Genomic DNA, 17,592 nt, shown 5'->3' with positions numbered 1-17,592 from the left:
CGGGCGCTAAATGCCGCTGGGCCGCCCGTGCGCCCTCAGAAAAGGGGGCACATCAAATTTGACCTGCCGCGCCCCAGCGCACAACATTAGCTCAGACGTATACCACAAAGCACGGAACAGGCCCACAGGAAGGAGTTCGGTCGATGGGCCACTGGTGGATGGCGCATCTCGGCGAGCAACTCGGCATCGATCCGCCCGATCTGGGTACGTCGCGTGCGCTGTCGCTACGTCGTCCGCTGGCTCAAAGGAGCGTCTGTCGGGGCGACAGGATCGCGGCATCGCGCTCTTCGACCTCAAGCGATAGCTATCCGAACATCGGGTTCTGATCGTCCACGGCCGTACGCTGCAACTACTGCTCGTGCAGGCGGTGCGGGACGTCGAAGCCACGCGGACCCGCAGCCCCGAGGCAACGTTTGGCGGCGCCATTCGAGAAATGCGAGGCCCGCGACAACGATAGACACCGAGCCGGTCACGCCGAGCCACGGGCCGGCCCACGTCGTCGTCCTGAAGAACGTGGTCGGGACGACGTTCTGGATCTGCGGCGAACCCGGCAACGCGTCCATCGCCCAGCCGCCTCACGCCGGCACCGGCGTCCCGTACGGTACATCGTGATGGCCATAGCGGCGCACGCGGATGTTCGCCTGCTCGCCGTGCGTGATCATTCCTTCGAGCGCACACAGACGCGAACAGCACGGCCCGATCATCGCGCTCGCCTCGTTGGTGAGCACCTACTGGTATGTGCAGGTCGTGATGAACTTGCCGCACCACAGGCCGCCCGTATAGCGCGCGGCCTTGCCCGTCGGCAGCGTGTGGTTCGTGCCAATCACCTTGTCGCCAAACGCGACGTGCCGCCCGGCCGCGTCGCGTTGACGAGACCGGACTGCCCACCCATCACAAGCAATTCCGCACGGGCGGGCACGACGCTGACTACGGCTTGCCGTCGAGCGACTCGACGATCCGGTATGCGGTCTTCACGCGATCCTCGATCGGAAAGCTGCGGTTCGCGAGCATCACGATCGCGATCCGCTTCGCGGGGACGAACGCGACATAGGTGCTGAAGCCGTTGGTCGAGCCGGTCTTGTTGATCCATGTGTCCGGGCGCGGTGCGAGCGGCGGCCTGAGTTCGGTCGCGGGCGTCGCGTTGAAGAGCATCGGCGGCGCATTCCCCGCGAGCAGCGTCGGCAGCGCGACCGGATACGGATACTGTTCCCAGATCAGGTCCTGCGTGAACGGGCCCGCACGAAAATAGCCGGTATGCGTGCGCTCGAGCGCGCGCTGCAGCCGCGGCGCCGTGTCGACGAGCCCCATGTTCGCCCGCACGAAGCGCAACAGGTCGGCCGCCGTCGTCCTGACGCCGTACGCCGGCTGCCACAGCATGCCGCCCGTCATCCGGATCGGCTTGCCGTCCTGCGTATAGCCCTGCGCATAGTCGGCCTGGCGCGCCGCGGGCACGTTGATGTAGGTGTGCGTCATCCCGAGCGCGGGAAACAGCCGCTGTTCCATCAGCTCGGCGAAGTCGCGGTTCATCGCCTTCGCGGTGAGCTGCCCGAGCATCCCGATCGCGACGTTCGAGTACGTGCGTCGCGTGCCCGGCGCGTACGCGGGCCGCCACGCATCGAGATAGCGCATCAGGCCCGCGTCGTCGCGGATGCTGTCGGGCACCTGCAGCGGCATCCCGCCCGGCGTGTGCGTGCCGAGCTCGAGCAGCGTCACGCCGCCGAACGGCTTGCCCTGCAGCGCGGGCAGGTACTTGCCGGCCGGATCCGACAGCGACAGCGCGCCGCCCTCCTGCGCATCGGACGCGAGCGTCGCGGTCAGCGTCTTGCTGACGGAGCCGATCTCGAACAGCGTGTCGCCGGTCACCGGCTTGCCCGTTTGCGTCGACATCACGCCGTAGTCGAACACGTAGGGCCTGCCATCGGCGACGACGCCGATCGCCATGCCGGGAATGGCGAACTGCTTCATCAGCGGCGCGACGTGGCGGGTCACGGTGCCGTGAATCTCGTCCTGCGTGGCGGCGGCCGCGCGGCCGGCCGTGGCGGCGGCGCACGCGGCGACGAACAGGGTCGCGGCGATGCGGATCGCGTTGAATCGCATGGTTGCGGTTCCTTCGATTTCGTGATGGTTGTGTGAACAACGGATCCGGCCGCGCCGCGCGGACGCTGCGCCAGCCGGCCCGTCGAAGCAGGACTATCCGCTGCCGGCCGCCAACCAACAATCGACGATATTTTGCGCGAGCCTAAAGAAAATCTTATGCGGTGCGTGAACCGGTCATGCGGATGTCAGTCCGGCAACCGGTCGAGAAAGGCCAGCATCGCGGCGTTGAAGCGCGCCGGCCGCTGCAGCGGCGCGAAGTGGCTCACGCCCGGCAGGATCGTCAGCGTCGCGCCCGGAATCGTGCGCGCGAGATACGCCGCATGTTCGGGGCGGATGAACTCGTCGTGCTCGCCCTGCACGATCGCGACCGGCACGGCGATCGCCGCGAGCTCGGCCGCGCTGTAATCCGGTTGCGTGCGCATCATTTCGCCGACGGCCGCGACGAACGCATCGAACTGGTCCGGCGTCGCGGACAGCCGTGCGTAGTCCTTGCGGTGCCGCCCGAAGCAGCGGTCGATCAGCGGGCTCGGCACCATCTCCTTCGTGCCGCCCGGATCCATGTTGCACGCGAAGAAGAACACGCCCGCCGCACGCTCCGGCGCGCGGGCGGCCAGCACGAGCGACACGCACGCGCCGTCGCTCCAGCCGACGAAGCGTGCGCGCTCGATGCGCAGCGCATCGAGCACCGCGAGCACGTCGGAGGCCATGCGTTCGTAGGAATAGGGGCGATCGTCGCGCGTGCTGCGGCCGTGGCCGCGACTGTCGATCACGATCGCGCGGTAGCCGGCCGCGAGCAACGCCGGCACCTGGTTGCCCCAGTTGCCGCCGTGGCCGAGGCCGCCGTGCAGCAGCACGACCGGCGGGCCATGGCCGAACGACGCGTGCCGGATGCGCGCGCCGTCGTGGTCCAGCCATTCTTCGGTATCGGCCGTCGGCAGCGGCGTGCCGCCTTGCGTGTCGAAGCGGACGAGATCGTCGTCGGCGAATTCCGCATTCATCGTTCTGCCGTCCTTGCGAGGGAGACGAGCTTGCGATTGTAATGCGCGGAGTGACGTGCCGCGAGCCGTCCGCACGCTGCGGTGCGGGACGGTGCGGCGCCGTGCCGTCAGGCCTGCGTCGACACCAGCCCGCCGGACGTCGAGCCGCCCGACTTCTGGATCGCCTGCGCGAGCTGCGCGATCGCCGTCGACAACGCGGCGGAGAGCGTGCTGGCTTCCGCGCTCAGCGTCTGCTGCTCGATCGCCGCGGCCGGATCGTTGTTCGCGCGCTGCGCGGCGGCCGCCATTTGCTGTTGCAGCTGCGCGAGCTGTTTCTGCAAGCGCTCGATGAGTTGCTTCAGCTGCTTGACCGCGGGATCCTCGCCCGAGGATCCCGACGTGCCCAGCGTCTGCCCCGCGCCGCCGGACGGCGCGGCGCTGCTCGCGGGCGACGACGCGGCACCGGTGCCCGACGGGTTGGCAGTCGCATTGCCGGTGGCCGGCGAGGTCTGCGCGGCGGAAGAAAGATCGATCTGCATCGTGTCGGTCCGTAATGAGTGTGCGACTCGGGTCGTTGAACGGGGAATGCTTGCAACCGGTTTACGGTATTCGTCGGATAAAACTTTAGCCCCGCCTTCCGTGGGGCGCCGACGCGGCCGCGCAACCGTTGCCGCGCGCCAGGTCGCGGACGGGATGCGGAATATCGCGAAGGGGCCAGAATGACCCGCCGTCCACGCTGGTAAAATCGCCGATTGGCCTGCCGTTGCAGCCCACCGGCTGCTTCCCGCAAGGCTTGCGGGCTCCCCCGCACCGGCGCGCGTCCGATCGGGCGCGATACGCGATACGCGATACGCGATACGCGATACGCGATACGCGACACGCGACGCCGTCGCGGCGCGGCGCGAGCCCTGCGCCCGCATCGACATGGCGACGCGGCGCCTTCGGCGCGCCCTCCCTTCATCACGCATTTCGAGGAATTCACGATGGCCCGCATCGGCGCCTTCTGCCTGACCACGTGGCTCGCGGCCGCGATTCTCTATTTCGGCCAGCATTCGGTCGCGATGATTGCGCTCAGCGGCGTGGTCGTGTTCGGCGGATTCGACCTGCTGCGTCCGTAACGACGGCGCTCGCGTGGCAGGCGCGGCGCCGCGTTGAAAAGCGCCGACCGGCGGGCCGTGGCGCAGCGTAAGATGCTGGTCGGAATCGTCATCCTCGCGCAGCATGAACACGGCAATCACCCACGCAAGCCATCCGACCATGAAACAAGGCATTTTCGTCGCCACCCCCGCCTACGGCGGCATGTGCTACCTGCCCTACGTGAACGGGCTGCTGGAGCTTCAGCGCGCCTGCCTGAGCGCCGGCCTCGAGTTCGAATACTTCTACCTCAGCGGCACCGCGTTGTTGCATCAGCAACGAAACGTCGCGGTCGAGCGCTTCCTGCACAGCGGCCTGTCGCACATGATGTTCATCGATGCGGACGTCGGTTTTCGCGGCAGCGACGTGATCCGGATGTTCGAACAGCAGCAGGACGTGATGCTCGGACTGTATCCGTCCAAGAGCATCAACTGGGCGGCGGTCGCCGAGGCCGCGCGCTCGGATCCGTCGGCGCCCCCCGAGCGCATCGCGCTGTACAGCGCCGATTACAGCCAGACCGCCTATGCGATCGATGGCGCACCGTCCGTGATCCGGCTCGACGCGATCTCCGAGATCCACTCGGGCGGCGCCGGCCTGATGATGATCGCGCGCGGCGTGTTCGAAACGATGGCGCAAGCCTATCCGGAGACGAAGGTGCAGTTCCCGCCGAGCTATCGGAACCTGTCGCCGGATTCGGCCACCATGCACGAGCATTTCGAATTCCTGCGCGAACCCGACGGGCGCTCGCTGTCGGAGGATCTGTCGTTCTGCAAGAAATGGCGGATGTGCGGCGGCAAGCTGTATGCGTGTTCGTGGTTCCAGACGGTCCACGCGGGCCTGCATCTCTACGACGGCAACTTGCCGGCGTTGCTCGGGCAATGAGCCGCCGGCGCGAACGGGCACGGCGCGCGACAACGCGGGCCCACGCAGGCTACTGACGCCACGCGCCTGCGCCTCCGGCCACGAGGCGCGTGGCATCTTGCGAACCCGCGCACCCCGTGCCGTCCGCATCGATACGTCACCGCGTTACCGCGGCACCGTCCTCAACGACGACGGACCGCCCGAGAGCGCGATCCGCTTGCCCGTATCGCGCAGCGTGCCGCCCTCCACCGCATACAGCGCGAGCTGCCGCTCGACGTTGAACTGCACGATCACGTGCCGGCTGTCGGCGGTAAACACGATGCCCTGCGCGGCTTCGCCGCCCGGCACCTCACTCGTCTGCACCGCGCGGCCGTTGCGGATCTCGAACAGCACCACCTTGCCGAGCTTGTGGCGGCCCGGGTTGTCGGGCGTCAGGTTCGAGCCGTCCATCGCCTGCACGGCGATCCACTTTCCGTTCGGCGAGATCGCGACGCCCTCCGGCAGCGACGGCACCGTCAGGTACTGGACCGTGCGGAACGGCGTGCGCGACACGTCGATCAGCGCGACCGAATCGGCATCGCCCGCGAGCGTGCCCGAGTAGCCCGGCAGCCCCGCGAGCCCGACGTTGCTGACGACGGCCCAGCGATTGTCGCTCGACACGTCGATCGTGTAGGGCGCGACGCCCGTGCTCAGCCGCGCGCCGCTGTCGGTCACCTTGCCGTCGTCGACGTTCAGCACCGCGACGCCCTGCTCGTCGCGCAGCGACACGAGGGCATGCTTGCCGTCGTGCGTGAAGCTGATCCCGGCGAGCCGCTTCTTGCCGATCTTCAGGTTGCCGTCGAGCGTCGCCTGCGTCCCGTCGATCCGCACGATCGACACGCTGCCGTCGACGTTCGCCACCAGCGCAAGCCGGCCCGACCGATCGATCGCGATCCCCTGCGGATGCGCGCCGAGTTCGATGCGTGTGATCGCCGGCGGCGACGCATCGAGGTTCACGACCTGCAGGAACGTGTCGTACACGAGTTGCTTCGCCCCCTGGTCGTAGCGCGTCGGCGCGCCGACCAGCGCGAGCTTCGCGTCGGGCGTGATCGCGACGGCCTGCGGCGGCCCCTGGATGCCGTTCTCGACATCGACCTGCAGCGCGACCTTCGGCGGAAACACGCTCGCGTCGAGCAGCGTCAGCGTGTCGGCCGGCGGCGATGCGAGATAGGTGTCGCGCCCTTCGACGCGCTGGTATTTGCCGTCGTTGCCGGACACGATCCAGTCGGCCGCGTGCGCGGCGACGGCGGTGGTGGCGAGCGTCAGCGCGGCGAGCAGGCGGGCGCGGCGAAGGCGAAAGGGATTCGAATGCATGGCGGTCGGTTCTCCGGATCGGTTGCAGACGCAAGGACTGGCACGCCCCTGCTGCTCGTCGGAGCGATGCAACCGCATGATGCACGAAAGCGCACGGAACCGGCGTCTCGCGCCCGCCGCTCAGGTCGTGCGCGGTCCAGCGCCGTCCCATCGATCGACGTCGTCGAGCGGATACACCGGGCGCACGAGCCGTTCGTAGCGGAACAGCCCGTAGTCCGACCCGGTCACGCCGCGGCTGTCGCACTCGACGAGCGCGGCCGCGATCGGCACGAACACCGGCCGGCAATACATTCGCGACTTCAACAGCAGGAATCGTGCGCGGCGCGGATCGATGCCGACGCTCTCGAATACGCCCAGGTCCCACGGCTCCTGCGTGCGCTCGGTGACGACCAGCGTTGCCTCGCCGATATCGAGCACCGCCGCGCGGCCCATGTACGCGCGCTGGCCCGTATACGTCGGCCCGGTAATCACGTATTCGCCGTCGGTGATCGCACGCACGATGCCGGTCGCCCGAAACGGCGTGCGCCGCGCGCCGCCATGCGACGGCATCCGGTTGCCGACCGGCACCGTGACGGTCGCGCCGACGCCCGCGTCGATCATTGCCGCGACCGCCTCGGGATCACACAGCGGCCCGCTGACGATCCCGTCGAGCCCCTGCGCGAGCGCTTCCTCCAGCAGGTCCATCGTGTCGCACGGCCCCCCCGACATGCAGTTGTCGCCGTGATCGAGCATCAGCACCGGACGGTCCGCGCCGCGCGCCAGCGCCGCGGCCTGCGCGACCGATTCCGCGAGCGGCGCGCTGCGGTACACGAAGTCGTCACGTGCGTCCCAGATCTGCCGGGCGATGCGCTCGGCCACCGCGTCGGCCGCTGCACGGTCGCCGTCGGCGACCACGACGACGCTGATGCACGGCGCGGGAATGTCCGCGAGCGAGAAGCCGGGCAGCACCGACACCGCGAGCATCCCGTCGGCCTCGGCCGCGCGTGCGGCGTCCACCGCCCGCCGCATCGCGCCTTCGGCGCTCGCGCTGCGCAGCGTCGACGTCATCAGCGGCGGCTGCCGCCACGCGAGCACAGGCCGCGCGCGGCCATGCAGCCGGTCGAGCAGCACCCGTGCCGCATGCTCGCCCGTCTCATGCATGTCGACGTGCGGATAGGTCTTGAAACTGACGATCACGTCCGCGTGGTCGATCATCTTCTGCGTGACGTTCGCGTGCAGGTCGAGCGCGACCGCGATCGGCGCGTCGGGCAGCGCGGCGCGCACGCGCGCGAGCAGGTCGCCCTCGCCGTCCGGGCTCTGCTCGGCGACCATCGCGCCGTGCAGGTCGAGCATCACCGCATCGCAGCCGGGCGCGGCCGCGACGATCGCGTCGCAGATCGCCGCATACGCGTCGGCCGCGACCGGTCCGCTCGGGTTCGCGGCCGCCGACACCGGCGTGACAATCTCCGCGCCCTCGCGTGCGGCCGCCTCGATGAACGCGGCCATCGCGGTGCGCATCCCGTGATTCGCGCGATACGCGTCGTCGCCCCAGTCGGGGCCGTTGCGGCCGAACGCGGCAAGCGGCGTCGGCACCGGCGAGAACGTATTGGTTTCGTGGTTCATCCGGGCGATCAGGATCTTCATCGCGTGCCGCCCTCCGCGTTCGCGGCTGCGCCGCATCCGCCAGTTGTCGTCTCCGTCACCCGCATCGTCGAATTCCTCGCAATCGATGAAACGGCGCGGCACGTGCGCCGCGCCCGCCGTCGCCGGAATCGCACCTCCGCCCGGTCTCGTGCCGTCGCCGGCCGGGCGGAGGCGCGCACCGTTCAAGCGTACCCCGTCGTGCCCTTCGTCTCCAGATACTCGACGAGGCCGAACTCCGCATACTCGCGCCCGTTGCCCGAGCGCTTGTAGCCGCCGAACGGCGCGGCCGGGTTCCACGCCGGATAGTTGATGTGCACGTTGCCGACCCGCAATCGCGCCGCGATCCGGCGGGCACGCTCGAGATCCTTGGTCTGCACGTAGGCCGCGAGCCCGTAGACCGAATCGTTCGCGAGCGCGACCGCCTCGTCCTCGGTCCGGTAGGTCAGGATCGACAGCACCGGCCCGAAGATCTCCTCGCGCGCGATCGTCATGTCCGGCGTGACGTTCGAGAATACCGTCGGCTTCACGTAGAAGCCGTCGCCGAGCCCGTCGGGCCGACCGGGCCCGCCGGCCACGAGCGTCGCCCCCTCGTCGATGCCGCGCTGGATCAATTGCTGGATGCGGTCGAACTGCGTGCGGCTGACGACCGGCCCGATGCCCGTTTCCGTTGAACGCGGATCGCCGACGACGGTGCGCGCGGCCTCGTTGCGCGCCGCCGCCTCGGCCGCGGCCAGCTGGTCGACATGCACGAACATCCGCGTCGGCGCGTTGCACGACTGTCCGCTGTTGCTGAAGCAGCTGCGCGCGCCGCGCGTGACGGCATCCTCGATGTCGGCATCGGGCAGGATCAGGTTCGGACTCTTGCTGCCGAGCTCCTGGTGCACGCGCTTCACGGTATCGGCCGCGGCCTTCGCGACCTCGACGCCAGCGCGCGTCGAGCCCGTAAACGACACCATGTCGACGTCCGGATGCCGCGACAGCGCATCGCCGACCTCATGCCCGTAGCCGTGCACGAGGTTGAACACGCCCGGCGGCACGCCGGCTTCGTGCAGGATCTCCGCGAACAGGATCGCGCTGAACGGCGCAATCTCGCTCGGCTTGAGCACCATCGTGCAGCCGGCCGCGAGCGCCGGCGCGACCTTGCACACGATCTGGTTGATCGGCCAGTTCCATGGCGTGATCAGCGCGCACACGCCGATCGGCTCGTGCGACACCAGCAGCGCGTCGGTCTGCGTGCTGAACCGGAACGACTGCAGCGCACGGATCGTCTGTTCGAGATGCGCGGTGCCGACCGCGGCCTGCATCGCGCGTGCGAACGCGATCGGCGCGCCCATCTCCTGGCTGATCGTGTGCGCGACTTCGTCGTAGCGGCGCCGGTAGATCTCGAGCACGCGCTGCAGCAGCGCGACGCGCTCGTCGACCGTCCAGCGCGAATACGTGTCGAATGCCTGCTTCGCCGCGCCGACCGCACGGTCGACGTCGGCCGGCCCGCCGATCGCGAGCCGCGCATACGGCTTCGCGGTCGCCGGATCGATCACGTCGATCGCGCGCGCATCGACCGGATCGCACCACTGCCCGGCGATATAGCTCTGTTGTGAGGTTCGCATCGAATGCTCCTGGAGTAACGAATGCCGGTGCCGCGCTCAGCGCGTCGCACGCGCGTAGGTATCGGCGAGGATGTCGCGGATCTTCGCGACGAACCACACGATCTCGTCGCGCGACATGACGAGCGGCGGCGAGAATTGCAGGATCGGCGTGCCTTCGTGGTCGACGCCCGCGCGGCACAGCAGCCCCGCGTCGAAGATCGCCGGCGCGAGCAGCGTCGACACGAAGGTCTGCGCGCTGATGCCGGCCGCCCAGCGGCGCGCGGCCTTGTCGGTCACGAGTTCGAGCGAGTAGTGGTAGCCGTCGCCGCGCACGTCGCCGACGCACGGCAGTTCGAGCAGGCCGTCGAGCGTCTGGCGGAACACCGCCTGGTTGTCGCGGACATTCTCGAGCACGCCTTCGCGCTCCATGATCGCCAGGTTCGCGAGCGCGGCCGTGCACGCGACCGGATGGCCGCCGTAGGTCGCGCCGTGCAGGAACATCTGCTGCGGGCCGGCGAGCACCGTCTCGACCACCGTGTCGCTCGCGATCACGCCGCCGAGCGGCACGTAGCCCGACGCGATCCCCTTCGCGAACGTGATGAGGTCCGGCCTCAGCCCGTAACGGGTCGACCCGAAATATTCGCCGAGACGGCCGAACCCGCAGATCACCTCATCGGCCACGAGCAGCACGCCGTGCCGGTCGCACAGCGCGCGCAGCCCTTGCGCGTAACCGGCCGGCGGCGTCAGGCTGCCGCCCGCGTTCTGCAGCGGCTCGACGACGATCGCGGCAACGGTGTCCGGCCCTTCCTGGACAATCAGCGATTCGATTTCGTCGAGCAGATGGCGCGTGAACTGCGCCTCCGTCTCGCCTTCCGGCCGCCCGTAGCGCTTCGTGTTGCTCACGTGCCGCACGCCCGCCATCAGCGGCTCGAAATGCTTGCGGAAGTTGGTCATCCCGTTCAGCGCGAGCGCGCCGAACGACGTGCCGTGATACGCGACGCGCCGCGCGATGAACTTGCGCCGCTGCGGCTCGCCGCGTGCCTGGTGGTACTGGCGCACCAGCTTGATCGCCGATTCGTTCGACTCCGAGCCGCTCGACGTGAAGAACACGCGGTTCAGGCCGTCCGGCGCGAGCGCCGCGAGCTTGTGCGCGAGCCGGATCGCCGGTTCGTGGCCGTAGCCCCAGTTGGTCGCGAACGGCAGCCGCACCATCTGCTCGCGGATCGCGTCGCCGATCTCCGCGCCGTGGCTGTAGCCGACCTGCACGCAGTACAGCCCGGCGAGCCCGTCGAAGTAGCGCTTGCCGTTGCGGTCGACGAGCCAGCAGCCTTCGCCGCGGTCGAACACCGTCAGCGCGTGGTCGCGATAGGCATCGGCGTGCGTGAAGTGCATCAGCAGATGGCGCTTGCCGAGCGCCTGCAGGTCCGCATCAAGATTGACGTCAACACCGTTCATGGGTCACTCCTCCTTAAGGGTTTCGAAACCGGCGGCCGGCAGCCGCCGGCCGGTCGTTCAGTTCATCGACAGCGTCGGCGCCGGCCGCGTGAAGCCGCGCGTGAGCCACAGCAACTGGCAGAGCCCGATCGCGAGCCAGCCGATGCCGACGTAGAAGGTCTGGCGCGACAGGCCCGACCACAGCCACACGTTCATCGCGAAGCCGAGCGCCGGCACCGCGCCGAACCTGATCCAGCCGGCGAAGCGGCGGTGTTCCGGACGGCCGAGGTAGCTCCGCATCACGCACAGGTTCACGACCGCGAACGCGACGAGCGCGCCGAAGCTGATCATGGTCGACGCGAGATCGAGCGAGATGAACAGCGCGGACAGCGACACGACACCGACCGCGAGCGTCGCGCGCACCGGCGTGCGCAGCCGCGCATGCAGGTGGCCGAACACCCGCTCGGGGAGCACCTGGTCGCGGCCCATCGCGAACAGCACGCGCGTGACGCTCGCCTGGCCGGCCATCGCGCTGGCGAAGCAGCCGGCCACGTAGACCGCGACGAACAGCGCCGACAGCGTGCCGCCGCCGATGCGCCGCATCAGTTCGAGGCTGGCCGAATCGAGATCCTTGAACGCATGCCAGTCCGGAAACACCACCTGTCCCGCATACGCGATCAGCATGAACAGCAGGCCGCTCGCGAGCGTGCAGAGCAGGATCGCGCGCGGCACCGTGCGGCGCGGCTGATGCGTCTCCTCCGACAGCGTCGATACCGCGTCGAAACCGAGGAACGACAGGCACAGGATCGCGGATCCGGCGAAGATCGCCCGCGCGTCGTCCGACGAAGGCAGCGCGAGCGTCGGCGTCAGCCCCTCGCCCGCCGCGACCTGCGCGGCGGCCGCGACGAAGACCGCGATGAACACGAGCTGGCTCGCGATCAGGATCAGGTTCACGCGATTGACGAGCCGGATGCCGACGATGTTCAGCCCGGTGATCAGCGCGATGCTCGCGACGATCCACACGCTGGCCGGCACCCCCGGGACAAGCTGCTTCATGTAGATGCCGATCGCGAGGTAGCTGATCATCGGAATGAACAGGTAGTCCATCAGCAGCGCCCAGCCGACCATGAACCCGGCCGACGTGCCGAAGTTGCGGCTCGCGAACGTATAGGCGGAGCCTGCGCTCGGCATCAGCCTCACCATGTGGCCGTAGCTGCGCGCGGTCAGCAGCATCGCGACCAGCGTGACCGCATACGCGATCGTCAGATGCCCGTTGGTCTCGCGCGTGACGATCCCGTAGGTCGTGAACACCGTCATCGGCAGCATGTACGCGAGGCCGAAGATCACCAGCGTGAACAACCCGAGCGAATGCGCGCTGCGCGGCCCCGCGTCGTCGTGCGGGTTCGGGTGCGCTCGCACGTCGTCTGTCGCGGCGCTGGGCGCGCGCTGCTCCGGCCTGGTGTCTTTCATGCTGTCCTCGCGGGGATGTCGTCCATGACTTCAACACTCGTGTCGTCGGCAATGCGGGCATCGCAGGCATTGCGCGATTCGGAAACGAGTGTGGTGCGCCAAAAATTCGCCGACGAATGAGAAATGCGGACGTAATCGGGGGATATTTCCGGACGCGCGGCCGCCGGCCTGCCGCGGGTGGCGAACGCCCTCTGGCGTTTCGCGGACATTCCGGCTATGTTCTACGCGAACCCGTCGCCGCCCCCCTCGCCATGGACAGCAAGTCCCACCGACCTCAAAGCCGCGCCGAACGCAGCCTGCGTTCGGCGCTCGGCCTCGCGCGTCCGGCCGGCCGCCAGGAGGACATTCCCGCCACCGTGCACGCGATCGCGGTCGCGCTCGACGAGTGCCGCGTCCGGCATATCGACGGCGCCGCGCTGCTCGAAGGCACCGGCCTCGGCGCGGCCGAAGTCGCATCGCCGAACCTGCACGTGAATCGCGGCCAGGAGCAGCGTTGTTTCCGCAACCTGTTGCGCTGCAGCGGCGTGCCGTCGATCGGCCTGTCGATCGGCGCGCGGCTCCATGTGTCGACGCTCGGTCTCGCCGGCTACGCGATGCTGATCAGCGGCTCCGTGATGCAGGCGTTCCGGTGCATGAGCCAGTTTCCGCTGTTCATGGGGCTGTATTTCGACGTGCGCGTGCACGCACACGCGGACGGGATGAGCGTGACGATCGGCCGGTATAACGGCGAACCCGACATCGAGGTGTTCCAGACCGACATGTGCCTGTCGAGCCTGCGCCTGATCGTGTCCGATCTCGTCGGCAAGCCGGTATGGCCCGCGCAGCTGCATCTCGCGCGCCGCACGCCGCGCAACGGCGCGGACTACGCGCGCCACTTCGGCTGCCCGGTCACGTTCAACGCGGGCGAGAACCGGCTCGTGTTCACGCGCGTGAACGGCACGGAGGCCCCGTTGCTCGCGAACGAAGTCAGCTTCAACGCACTGCACGGGCAATGCGAAGCGCTCGAACGGCAGTGGGCCGCGTCGGTCGGCACGCGCTTCGCCGATCGCGCGAAGGAGTTGATGGCGCGCGATCTCGCGCGCTTCAAGTCGATGACGTCGCTCGCGAACGCGCTGCACCTGACCGAGCGCACGCTGCGCCGGCGGCTCGACAAGGACGGCATCACGTTTCAGTCGCTGCTCGACGACGTGCGTCATCAGGAGGCGGTGCGGCTGCTCGACGAGCCGGCGTTGAGCGTGGCTGCGATCGCGGAGCGGCTCGGCTACAGCGAGCCGCGCAGCTTCCGGCATGCGTACCGGCGCTGGACCGGCAAGACGCCGCGCGCGGGTACGGACGACGACGTGTGAGTCGTCCGCTGAGGATGGATCAGGCCCGCGACGGGCGCGGCTGCTTTTCTTCGGATTGCTTAAATATCGGCCGGCCTGATCGACCGGACGGGTTGATGCGCCCGACGGTATGTCACAAACCAATCTATTTGTGACGCATAATGGCACAAATTCCATTTTTGTGACAACGTGTGCGAAAATTCCGTACCGACGCATTCGGTCGGCACACCGGCACGCGCCGCGCGACGCACGGCATCGAGGAAAGGTATGGATCGGCAACTGCGCTGGGGCGACGCCAGCAGGATGGACAGCGTCAATGACGGGCGAAACGCAATCCTGCGCGCGACGCTCGACGCGATGATCGAGCACGGGATCGACCGTCTGTCGATCGACGACGTCGCCCGCCGCGCGAGTATTTCGCGGCGCACGCTGTATCGGTATTTCGGCACGAAGAAGGAACTGATCCAGGGCGTGATCGGCGTCCAGAACGCGGAGTTCTTCGACGAGATGCAGCGCGCGCTCACCGGCTTCGAGCACGATTTCGAGGCCTACTGCGAAGAGAGCGTGTGCTTCGCGGTGCGCTACCGCGATCGTCATCACGGCGGCTTTCACCACAACTACCTGGCCACGAGCGTGCCCACCGACGTGTTCGGCTATATCGTCGAGAACATCGCGCCGATGTGGCAGCGCGTGCTCGAACAGCCGTACCGCGAATACGCCGCCGCGCGCGTCGCGCAGGTGCCCGCGCTCGACGACATCATCGCGCTGATCAGTCGCATCGGGCTCGCGTACTGCCTGGTTCCGGCGGACGAGCCGGCGATGCGCGCGCAGATGCGCATCCTGTGGACGTTCCAGCGCGAGCCGGCCGGCAAGCCGGTCGCGGCCCGGATGAAGGCCGCGCGCTGAACGGGGCGGCGCACAGGCGATGTCACGCAACCCGGCCGATACCATCTGATACCGGCCTCGAACCTCTCAACTCACACTGGATCACCCCATGACGACCTGCGGAGTTTCCGTCTCCGGCCGAACGCTCGATCGCGCCGACTTGCTGCTTCTCGTCGAAGGCTCGCCCGCGCCGATTCATCTGGAAGACTGCGACCTCGAGGGCGCGGACCTTTCGCGGCTCGACTTGCGCGGCGTGCGCTTCGAGCGCTGCGCGCTCGCGGAAGCTTCGTTCGTCGGCGCGACGCTCGCGCAGACTGCGTGGATTCGCTGCCGCGCGCGCCAGACGAGCTTCGCGTCGGCCGACCTCGAGGACGCGCAGTTTCAGTCCTGCGATCTCAACAACACGAGCTGGCGACGCAGCAAGCTCGGCTCCGCGCGCTTCGACGAATGCAGGCTGACCGGCGCCGACTTCGAGGAATGCAAGGCGCTCGGCATCGAATTCGCGAACACGCTGCTGGTCGGCGCGAGCCTGCGCCGCTTTTCATTCCGGAAGACGCGGCTCGTGGCGCTCGACTTCTCGGATGCCGATCTCGCCGGCGCGGACTTTCGCGACGCCGTGTTCGAAGGCGGCAGCCTGCGCAACGCGCATCTGAACGACGTCCGGTTCGACGGCGCCGACCTGCGCGACGTCGACATTGGCGGCACGCCGAAGCTGCTCGCGTCGGGCGTGCTGCGCGGCGCGATCGTCTCGTACGACCAGGCCGCGATGCTGATCGAGAATCTCGGGATCCGGGTCGCGTAACGGCTGCACGCGCCATGCCACGCTCCCCGAGCGCCGGCGCATCGCGAATGCCGCTGCACATCCGTTGAATATTCTCATCACGCCGACGGCATGCCGACCGATGCCATCGTCGCCCGAATCACTAGGGAAAATCCGGAGACATCCTTACAGCGATTTACCTGATGATTCACATGAACGCCTTGTTTGCGCGATTTCACTTTGCAGCATGCTTTCGTTTTGCTTCACGGTCACGACGCCGCCGCGCGGCAAACGCGACCATCGAAGCGTGAAACGGCAAGCGTCCGCAAGTCGCCAGGTGTTCAATACTTTCAACAACCCGGTCGAGAGTAATCGTGAGAATCCGTGGCCCGCTGGTGCGGTGGAGACGAGGCGATGCGCGCAACGTGCGCGTCGCGATCTCGTCTGCCGACGACCGTGACCGCCGGCAAAGTCCTCGCCTGCACCTGTCGATCTACACCATCCTGTCCCGCCGTTCCGTCCGCCGTCACAACGCCGTCGCCGCGCGCGCGTACGTCGCGATCCACACCGACGACGTGGCGTCGCTGCTGCCGTAGCTCGCCCCCTCCGTTCCGTTCGACCTGCGCATCGTGTCGCCTGACTCGCGACAGGATCGGCTCGCGTTTCGTATCGGCACGATTCGCTTCGCATCCCGAACGGATGCCTGATCGTCATGCACCACCGGCGCTCGCCGCGAGTGCCGGCCGGTTGCGCACGTCCACCCCTTGAACCGTCGCGCGGCGACTCGCCCACAGCCGAGCGCCGCACACCCCGATACGGAAGACACGCCATGCCACTCCGCACCCTTCGCCGCGCCATCGCAACCGCCGCCATGATGTCCGTCGCGGGCATCGCCGCCCTCGGCAACACGAACGCCCGGGCAGCCGGCGAGCTGAACATCTACAACTGGTCCGACTACATCGCGCCGGACACGATCCCGAATTTCCAGAAGCAGACCGGCCTGCACGTGCGCTACGACAACTACGACAGCGACGACACGCTGCAGGCGAAGCTGCTGTCGGGCAACTCCGGCTACGACATCGTCGTGCCGACGTCGAACTACATGGCCAAGCAGATCCAGGCGAAGGTCTACCAGCCGCTGGACAAGACGAAGCTGCCGAACCTGTCGAACCTCGATCCGCTGCTGATGAAGATGGTCGCCGACGCCGATCCCGGCAACCAGTACGGCGTGCCGTGGGCGTACGGCACCGACGGCATTGGCTACAACGTGCAGGCGGTGAAGAAGGCGCTCGGCGACAAGGCGCCGGTCGACAGCTGGGCGCTGGTGTTCGACCCGGCCAACATGGCGAAGCTGAAGAGTTGCGGCGTATCGTTCCTCGACCAGGCCGTCGACGTGTTCGCTGCGACGCTGCAGTACATGGGCAAGGATCCGAACAGCACGAATCCGGCCGATTACCGCGCCGCGTACGAGGTGCTCAAGAAGGTGCGCCCGTACATCACGCAGTTCAACTCATCCGGTTACATCAACGATCTTGCGAACAACGACCTGTGCGTGTCGTTCGGCTATTCCGGCGACGTCGGCATCGCGCATCGCCGTGCGGCGGAAGCGAAACGTCCGTACGCGATCCGCTTCGCGAATCCGCAGGAAGGCGGGCTGCTGTGGTTCGACATGATGGTGATCCCGAAGGACGCGCCGAACCGCGACGCCGCGCTGAAGTGGATCAACTACCTGCAGGATCCGAAGGTCAACGCCGGGATCACCAACGCGGTGTTCTACCCGACCGCGAACAAGGCCGCGCGCCAGTTCGTGAAGCCCGCGATCGCGCGCGATCCGTCTGTCTACCCGGCCGACGAGGTCCTGAGCAAGATGACGCTGCTCAAGCCGATGCCGCCCGAGATCCGCCGGCTCCAGAACCGGTTGTGGGCACAACTGAAGACCGGGCGCTGACGCGGCAGCTCGCGTCGGGCGACGGCGCGACGGGCTCGACCTGTCCGAACCGGCCCGTCGTCGAGCTGCTCACCGCTGCTCGCGCACGTGGGGATGACGCATTCGTCCTGAACGCGGCAGACGCCGGACGTACGCGTCG

17 protein-coding genes and 1 pseudogene are annotated in these 17,592 nt (G+C 68.1%); 8 read left to right on the top strand and 10 right to left on the bottom strand.

Features of this window, described 5'->3' with window-relative positions; all coding sequences use genetic code 11:
• Positions 1–143: 143 nt before the first annotated feature.
• A complete protein-coding gene (locus U5771_RS15800; RefSeq protein WP_322024837.1) occupies positions 144–326 on the top strand; it encodes a hypothetical protein in 183 nt (60 codons plus the stop codon).
• Positions 327–575: 249 nt separating this feature from the next.
• Here U5771_RS15800 and U5771_RS15790 read toward each other — a convergent pair.
• The 4 genes and pseudogenes from U5771_RS15790 to U5771_RS15775 all read right to left on the bottom strand — a co-directional run.
• Positions 576–848: pseudogene (locus tag U5771_RS15790) on the bottom strand (histidinol dehydrogenase); the annotation flags it as partial.
• A 79-nt stretch (positions 849–927) separates the two neighbouring features.
• Positions 928–2,097 carry a class C beta-lactamase gene (ampC, locus tag U5771_RS15785; RefSeq protein ID WP_322024836.1) on the bottom strand — a complete coding sequence of 390 codons (1,170 nt, stop codon included), beginning with the start codon at positions 2,095–2,097 and terminating at the stop codon, positions 928–930.
• Between the two features lie 185 nt (positions 2,098–2,282).
• Complete coding sequence (locus U5771_RS15780) at positions 2,283–3,095, bottom strand: alpha/beta hydrolase (RefSeq protein WP_322024835.1); 813 nt, start codon at positions 3,093–3,095, stop codon at positions 2,283–2,285.
• A 107-nt stretch (positions 3,096–3,202) separates the two neighbouring features.
• Positions 3,203–3,613, bottom strand: coding sequence for a hypothetical protein (locus U5771_RS15775; protein WP_322024834.1), 411 nt, complete (start codon positions 3,611–3,613; stop codon positions 3,203–3,205).
• A gap of 444 nt (positions 3,614–4,057) precedes the next feature.
• Here U5771_RS15775 and U5771_RS15770 point away from each other — a divergent pair, with 444 nt between their 5' ends.
• Together U5771_RS15770 and U5771_RS15765 are read left to right on the top strand one after the other, a co-directional pair.
• Positions 4,058–4,192, top strand: coding sequence for a hypothetical protein (locus U5771_RS15770; protein ID WP_006750603.1), 135 nt, complete (start codon positions 4,058–4,060; stop codon positions 4,190–4,192).
• Between the two features lie 139 nt (positions 4,193–4,331).
• Complete coding sequence (locus U5771_RS15765; RefSeq protein ID WP_322024833.1) at positions 4,332–5,090, top strand: hypothetical protein; 759 nt, start codon at positions 4,332–4,334, stop codon at positions 5,088–5,090.
• A 144-nt stretch (positions 5,091–5,234) separates the two neighbouring features.
• On the opposite strand, the gene U5771_RS15760 is transcribed toward U5771_RS15765, so the two are convergent.
• The 6 genes from U5771_RS15760 to U5771_RS15735 all read right to left on the bottom strand — a co-directional run bounded on the left by U5771_RS15760 (position 5,235) and on the right by U5771_RS15735 (position 12,744).
• Positions 5,235–6,422 carry a YncE family protein gene (locus tag U5771_RS15760; protein WP_322024832.1) on the bottom strand — a complete coding sequence of 396 codons (1,188 nt, stop codon included), beginning with the start codon at positions 6,420–6,422 and terminating at the stop codon, positions 5,235–5,237.
• 120 nt (positions 6,423–6,542) lie between these two features.
• A complete protein-coding gene (locus U5771_RS15755) occupies positions 6,543–8,045 on the bottom strand; it encodes a M81 family metallopeptidase (protein ID WP_322024831.1) in 1,503 nt (500 codons plus the stop codon).
• Between the two features lie 182 nt (positions 8,046–8,227).
• Positions 8,228–9,652 (bottom strand): aldehyde dehydrogenase family protein, encoded by a 1,425-nt coding sequence (locus U5771_RS15750; RefSeq protein WP_322024830.1) that lies wholly within the window; start codon positions 9,650–9,652, stop codon positions 8,228–8,230.
• A gap of 36 nt (positions 9,653–9,688) precedes the next feature.
• Positions 9,689–11,086, bottom strand: coding sequence for an aspartate aminotransferase family protein (locus tag U5771_RS15745; protein ID WP_322024829.1), 1,398 nt, complete (start codon positions 11,084–11,086; stop codon positions 9,689–9,691).
• Positions 11,087–11,143: 57 nt separating this feature from the next.
• Complete coding sequence (locus U5771_RS15740) at positions 11,144–12,535, bottom strand: APC family permease (protein WP_322024828.1); 1,392 nt, start codon at positions 12,533–12,535, stop codon at positions 11,144–11,146.
• Positions 12,532–12,744 carry a hypothetical protein gene (locus U5771_RS15735; protein ID WP_322024827.1) on the bottom strand — a complete coding sequence of 71 codons (213 nt, stop codon included), beginning with the start codon at positions 12,742–12,744 and terminating at the stop codon, positions 12,532–12,534. Before U5771_RS15735 ends, U5771_RS15740 begins: the two co-directional genes overlap by 4 nt.
• 42 nt (positions 12,745–12,786) lie before the next feature.
• Here U5771_RS15735 and U5771_RS15730 point away from each other — a divergent pair, with 42 nt between their 5' ends.
• From U5771_RS15730 to U5771_RS15710, 5 genes are all read left to right on the top strand, one after another.
• Positions 12,787–13,881: an AraC family transcriptional regulator gene (locus U5771_RS15730; protein WP_322024826.1), complete on the top strand. Its 1,095-nt coding sequence runs from the start codon at positions 12,787–12,789 to the stop codon at positions 13,879–13,881.
• 246 nt (positions 13,882–14,127) lie between these two features.
• The gene (locus U5771_RS15725; protein ID WP_322024825.1) at positions 14,128–14,766 is read left to right on the top strand and encodes a helix-turn-helix domain-containing protein; all 639 of its coding nucleotides are present in this window, start codon (positions 14,128–14,130) and stop codon (positions 14,764–14,766) included.
• 88 nt (positions 14,767–14,854) lie between these two features.
• Positions 14,855–15,547: a pentapeptide repeat-containing protein gene (locus U5771_RS15720; protein ID WP_322024824.1), complete on the top strand. Its 693-nt coding sequence runs from the start codon at positions 14,855–14,857 to the stop codon at positions 15,545–15,547.
• Between the two features lie 332 nt (positions 15,548–15,879).
• Positions 15,880–16,101 (top strand): hypothetical protein, encoded by a 222-nt coding sequence (locus U5771_RS15715; protein WP_322024883.1) that lies wholly within the window; start codon positions 15,880–15,882, stop codon positions 16,099–16,101.
• Positions 16,102–16,334: 233 nt separating this feature from the next.
• A complete protein-coding gene (locus U5771_RS15710) occupies positions 16,335–17,453 on the top strand; it encodes a polyamine ABC transporter substrate-binding protein (protein WP_322024823.1) in 1,119 nt (372 codons plus the stop codon).
• The last annotated feature ends 139 nt before the right edge of the window (positions 17,454–17,592 follow it).

The sequence above is a fragment of the Burkholderia sp. BCC1977 genome, from assembly GCF_905339595.1.
GTDB lineage: Bacteria > Pseudomonadota > Gammaproteobacteria > Burkholderiales > Burkholderiaceae > Burkholderia.
The sequence above is the reverse complement of the archived record's forward strand: the minus strand, read 5'-3'. Positions and strand labels throughout refer to the sequence as shown.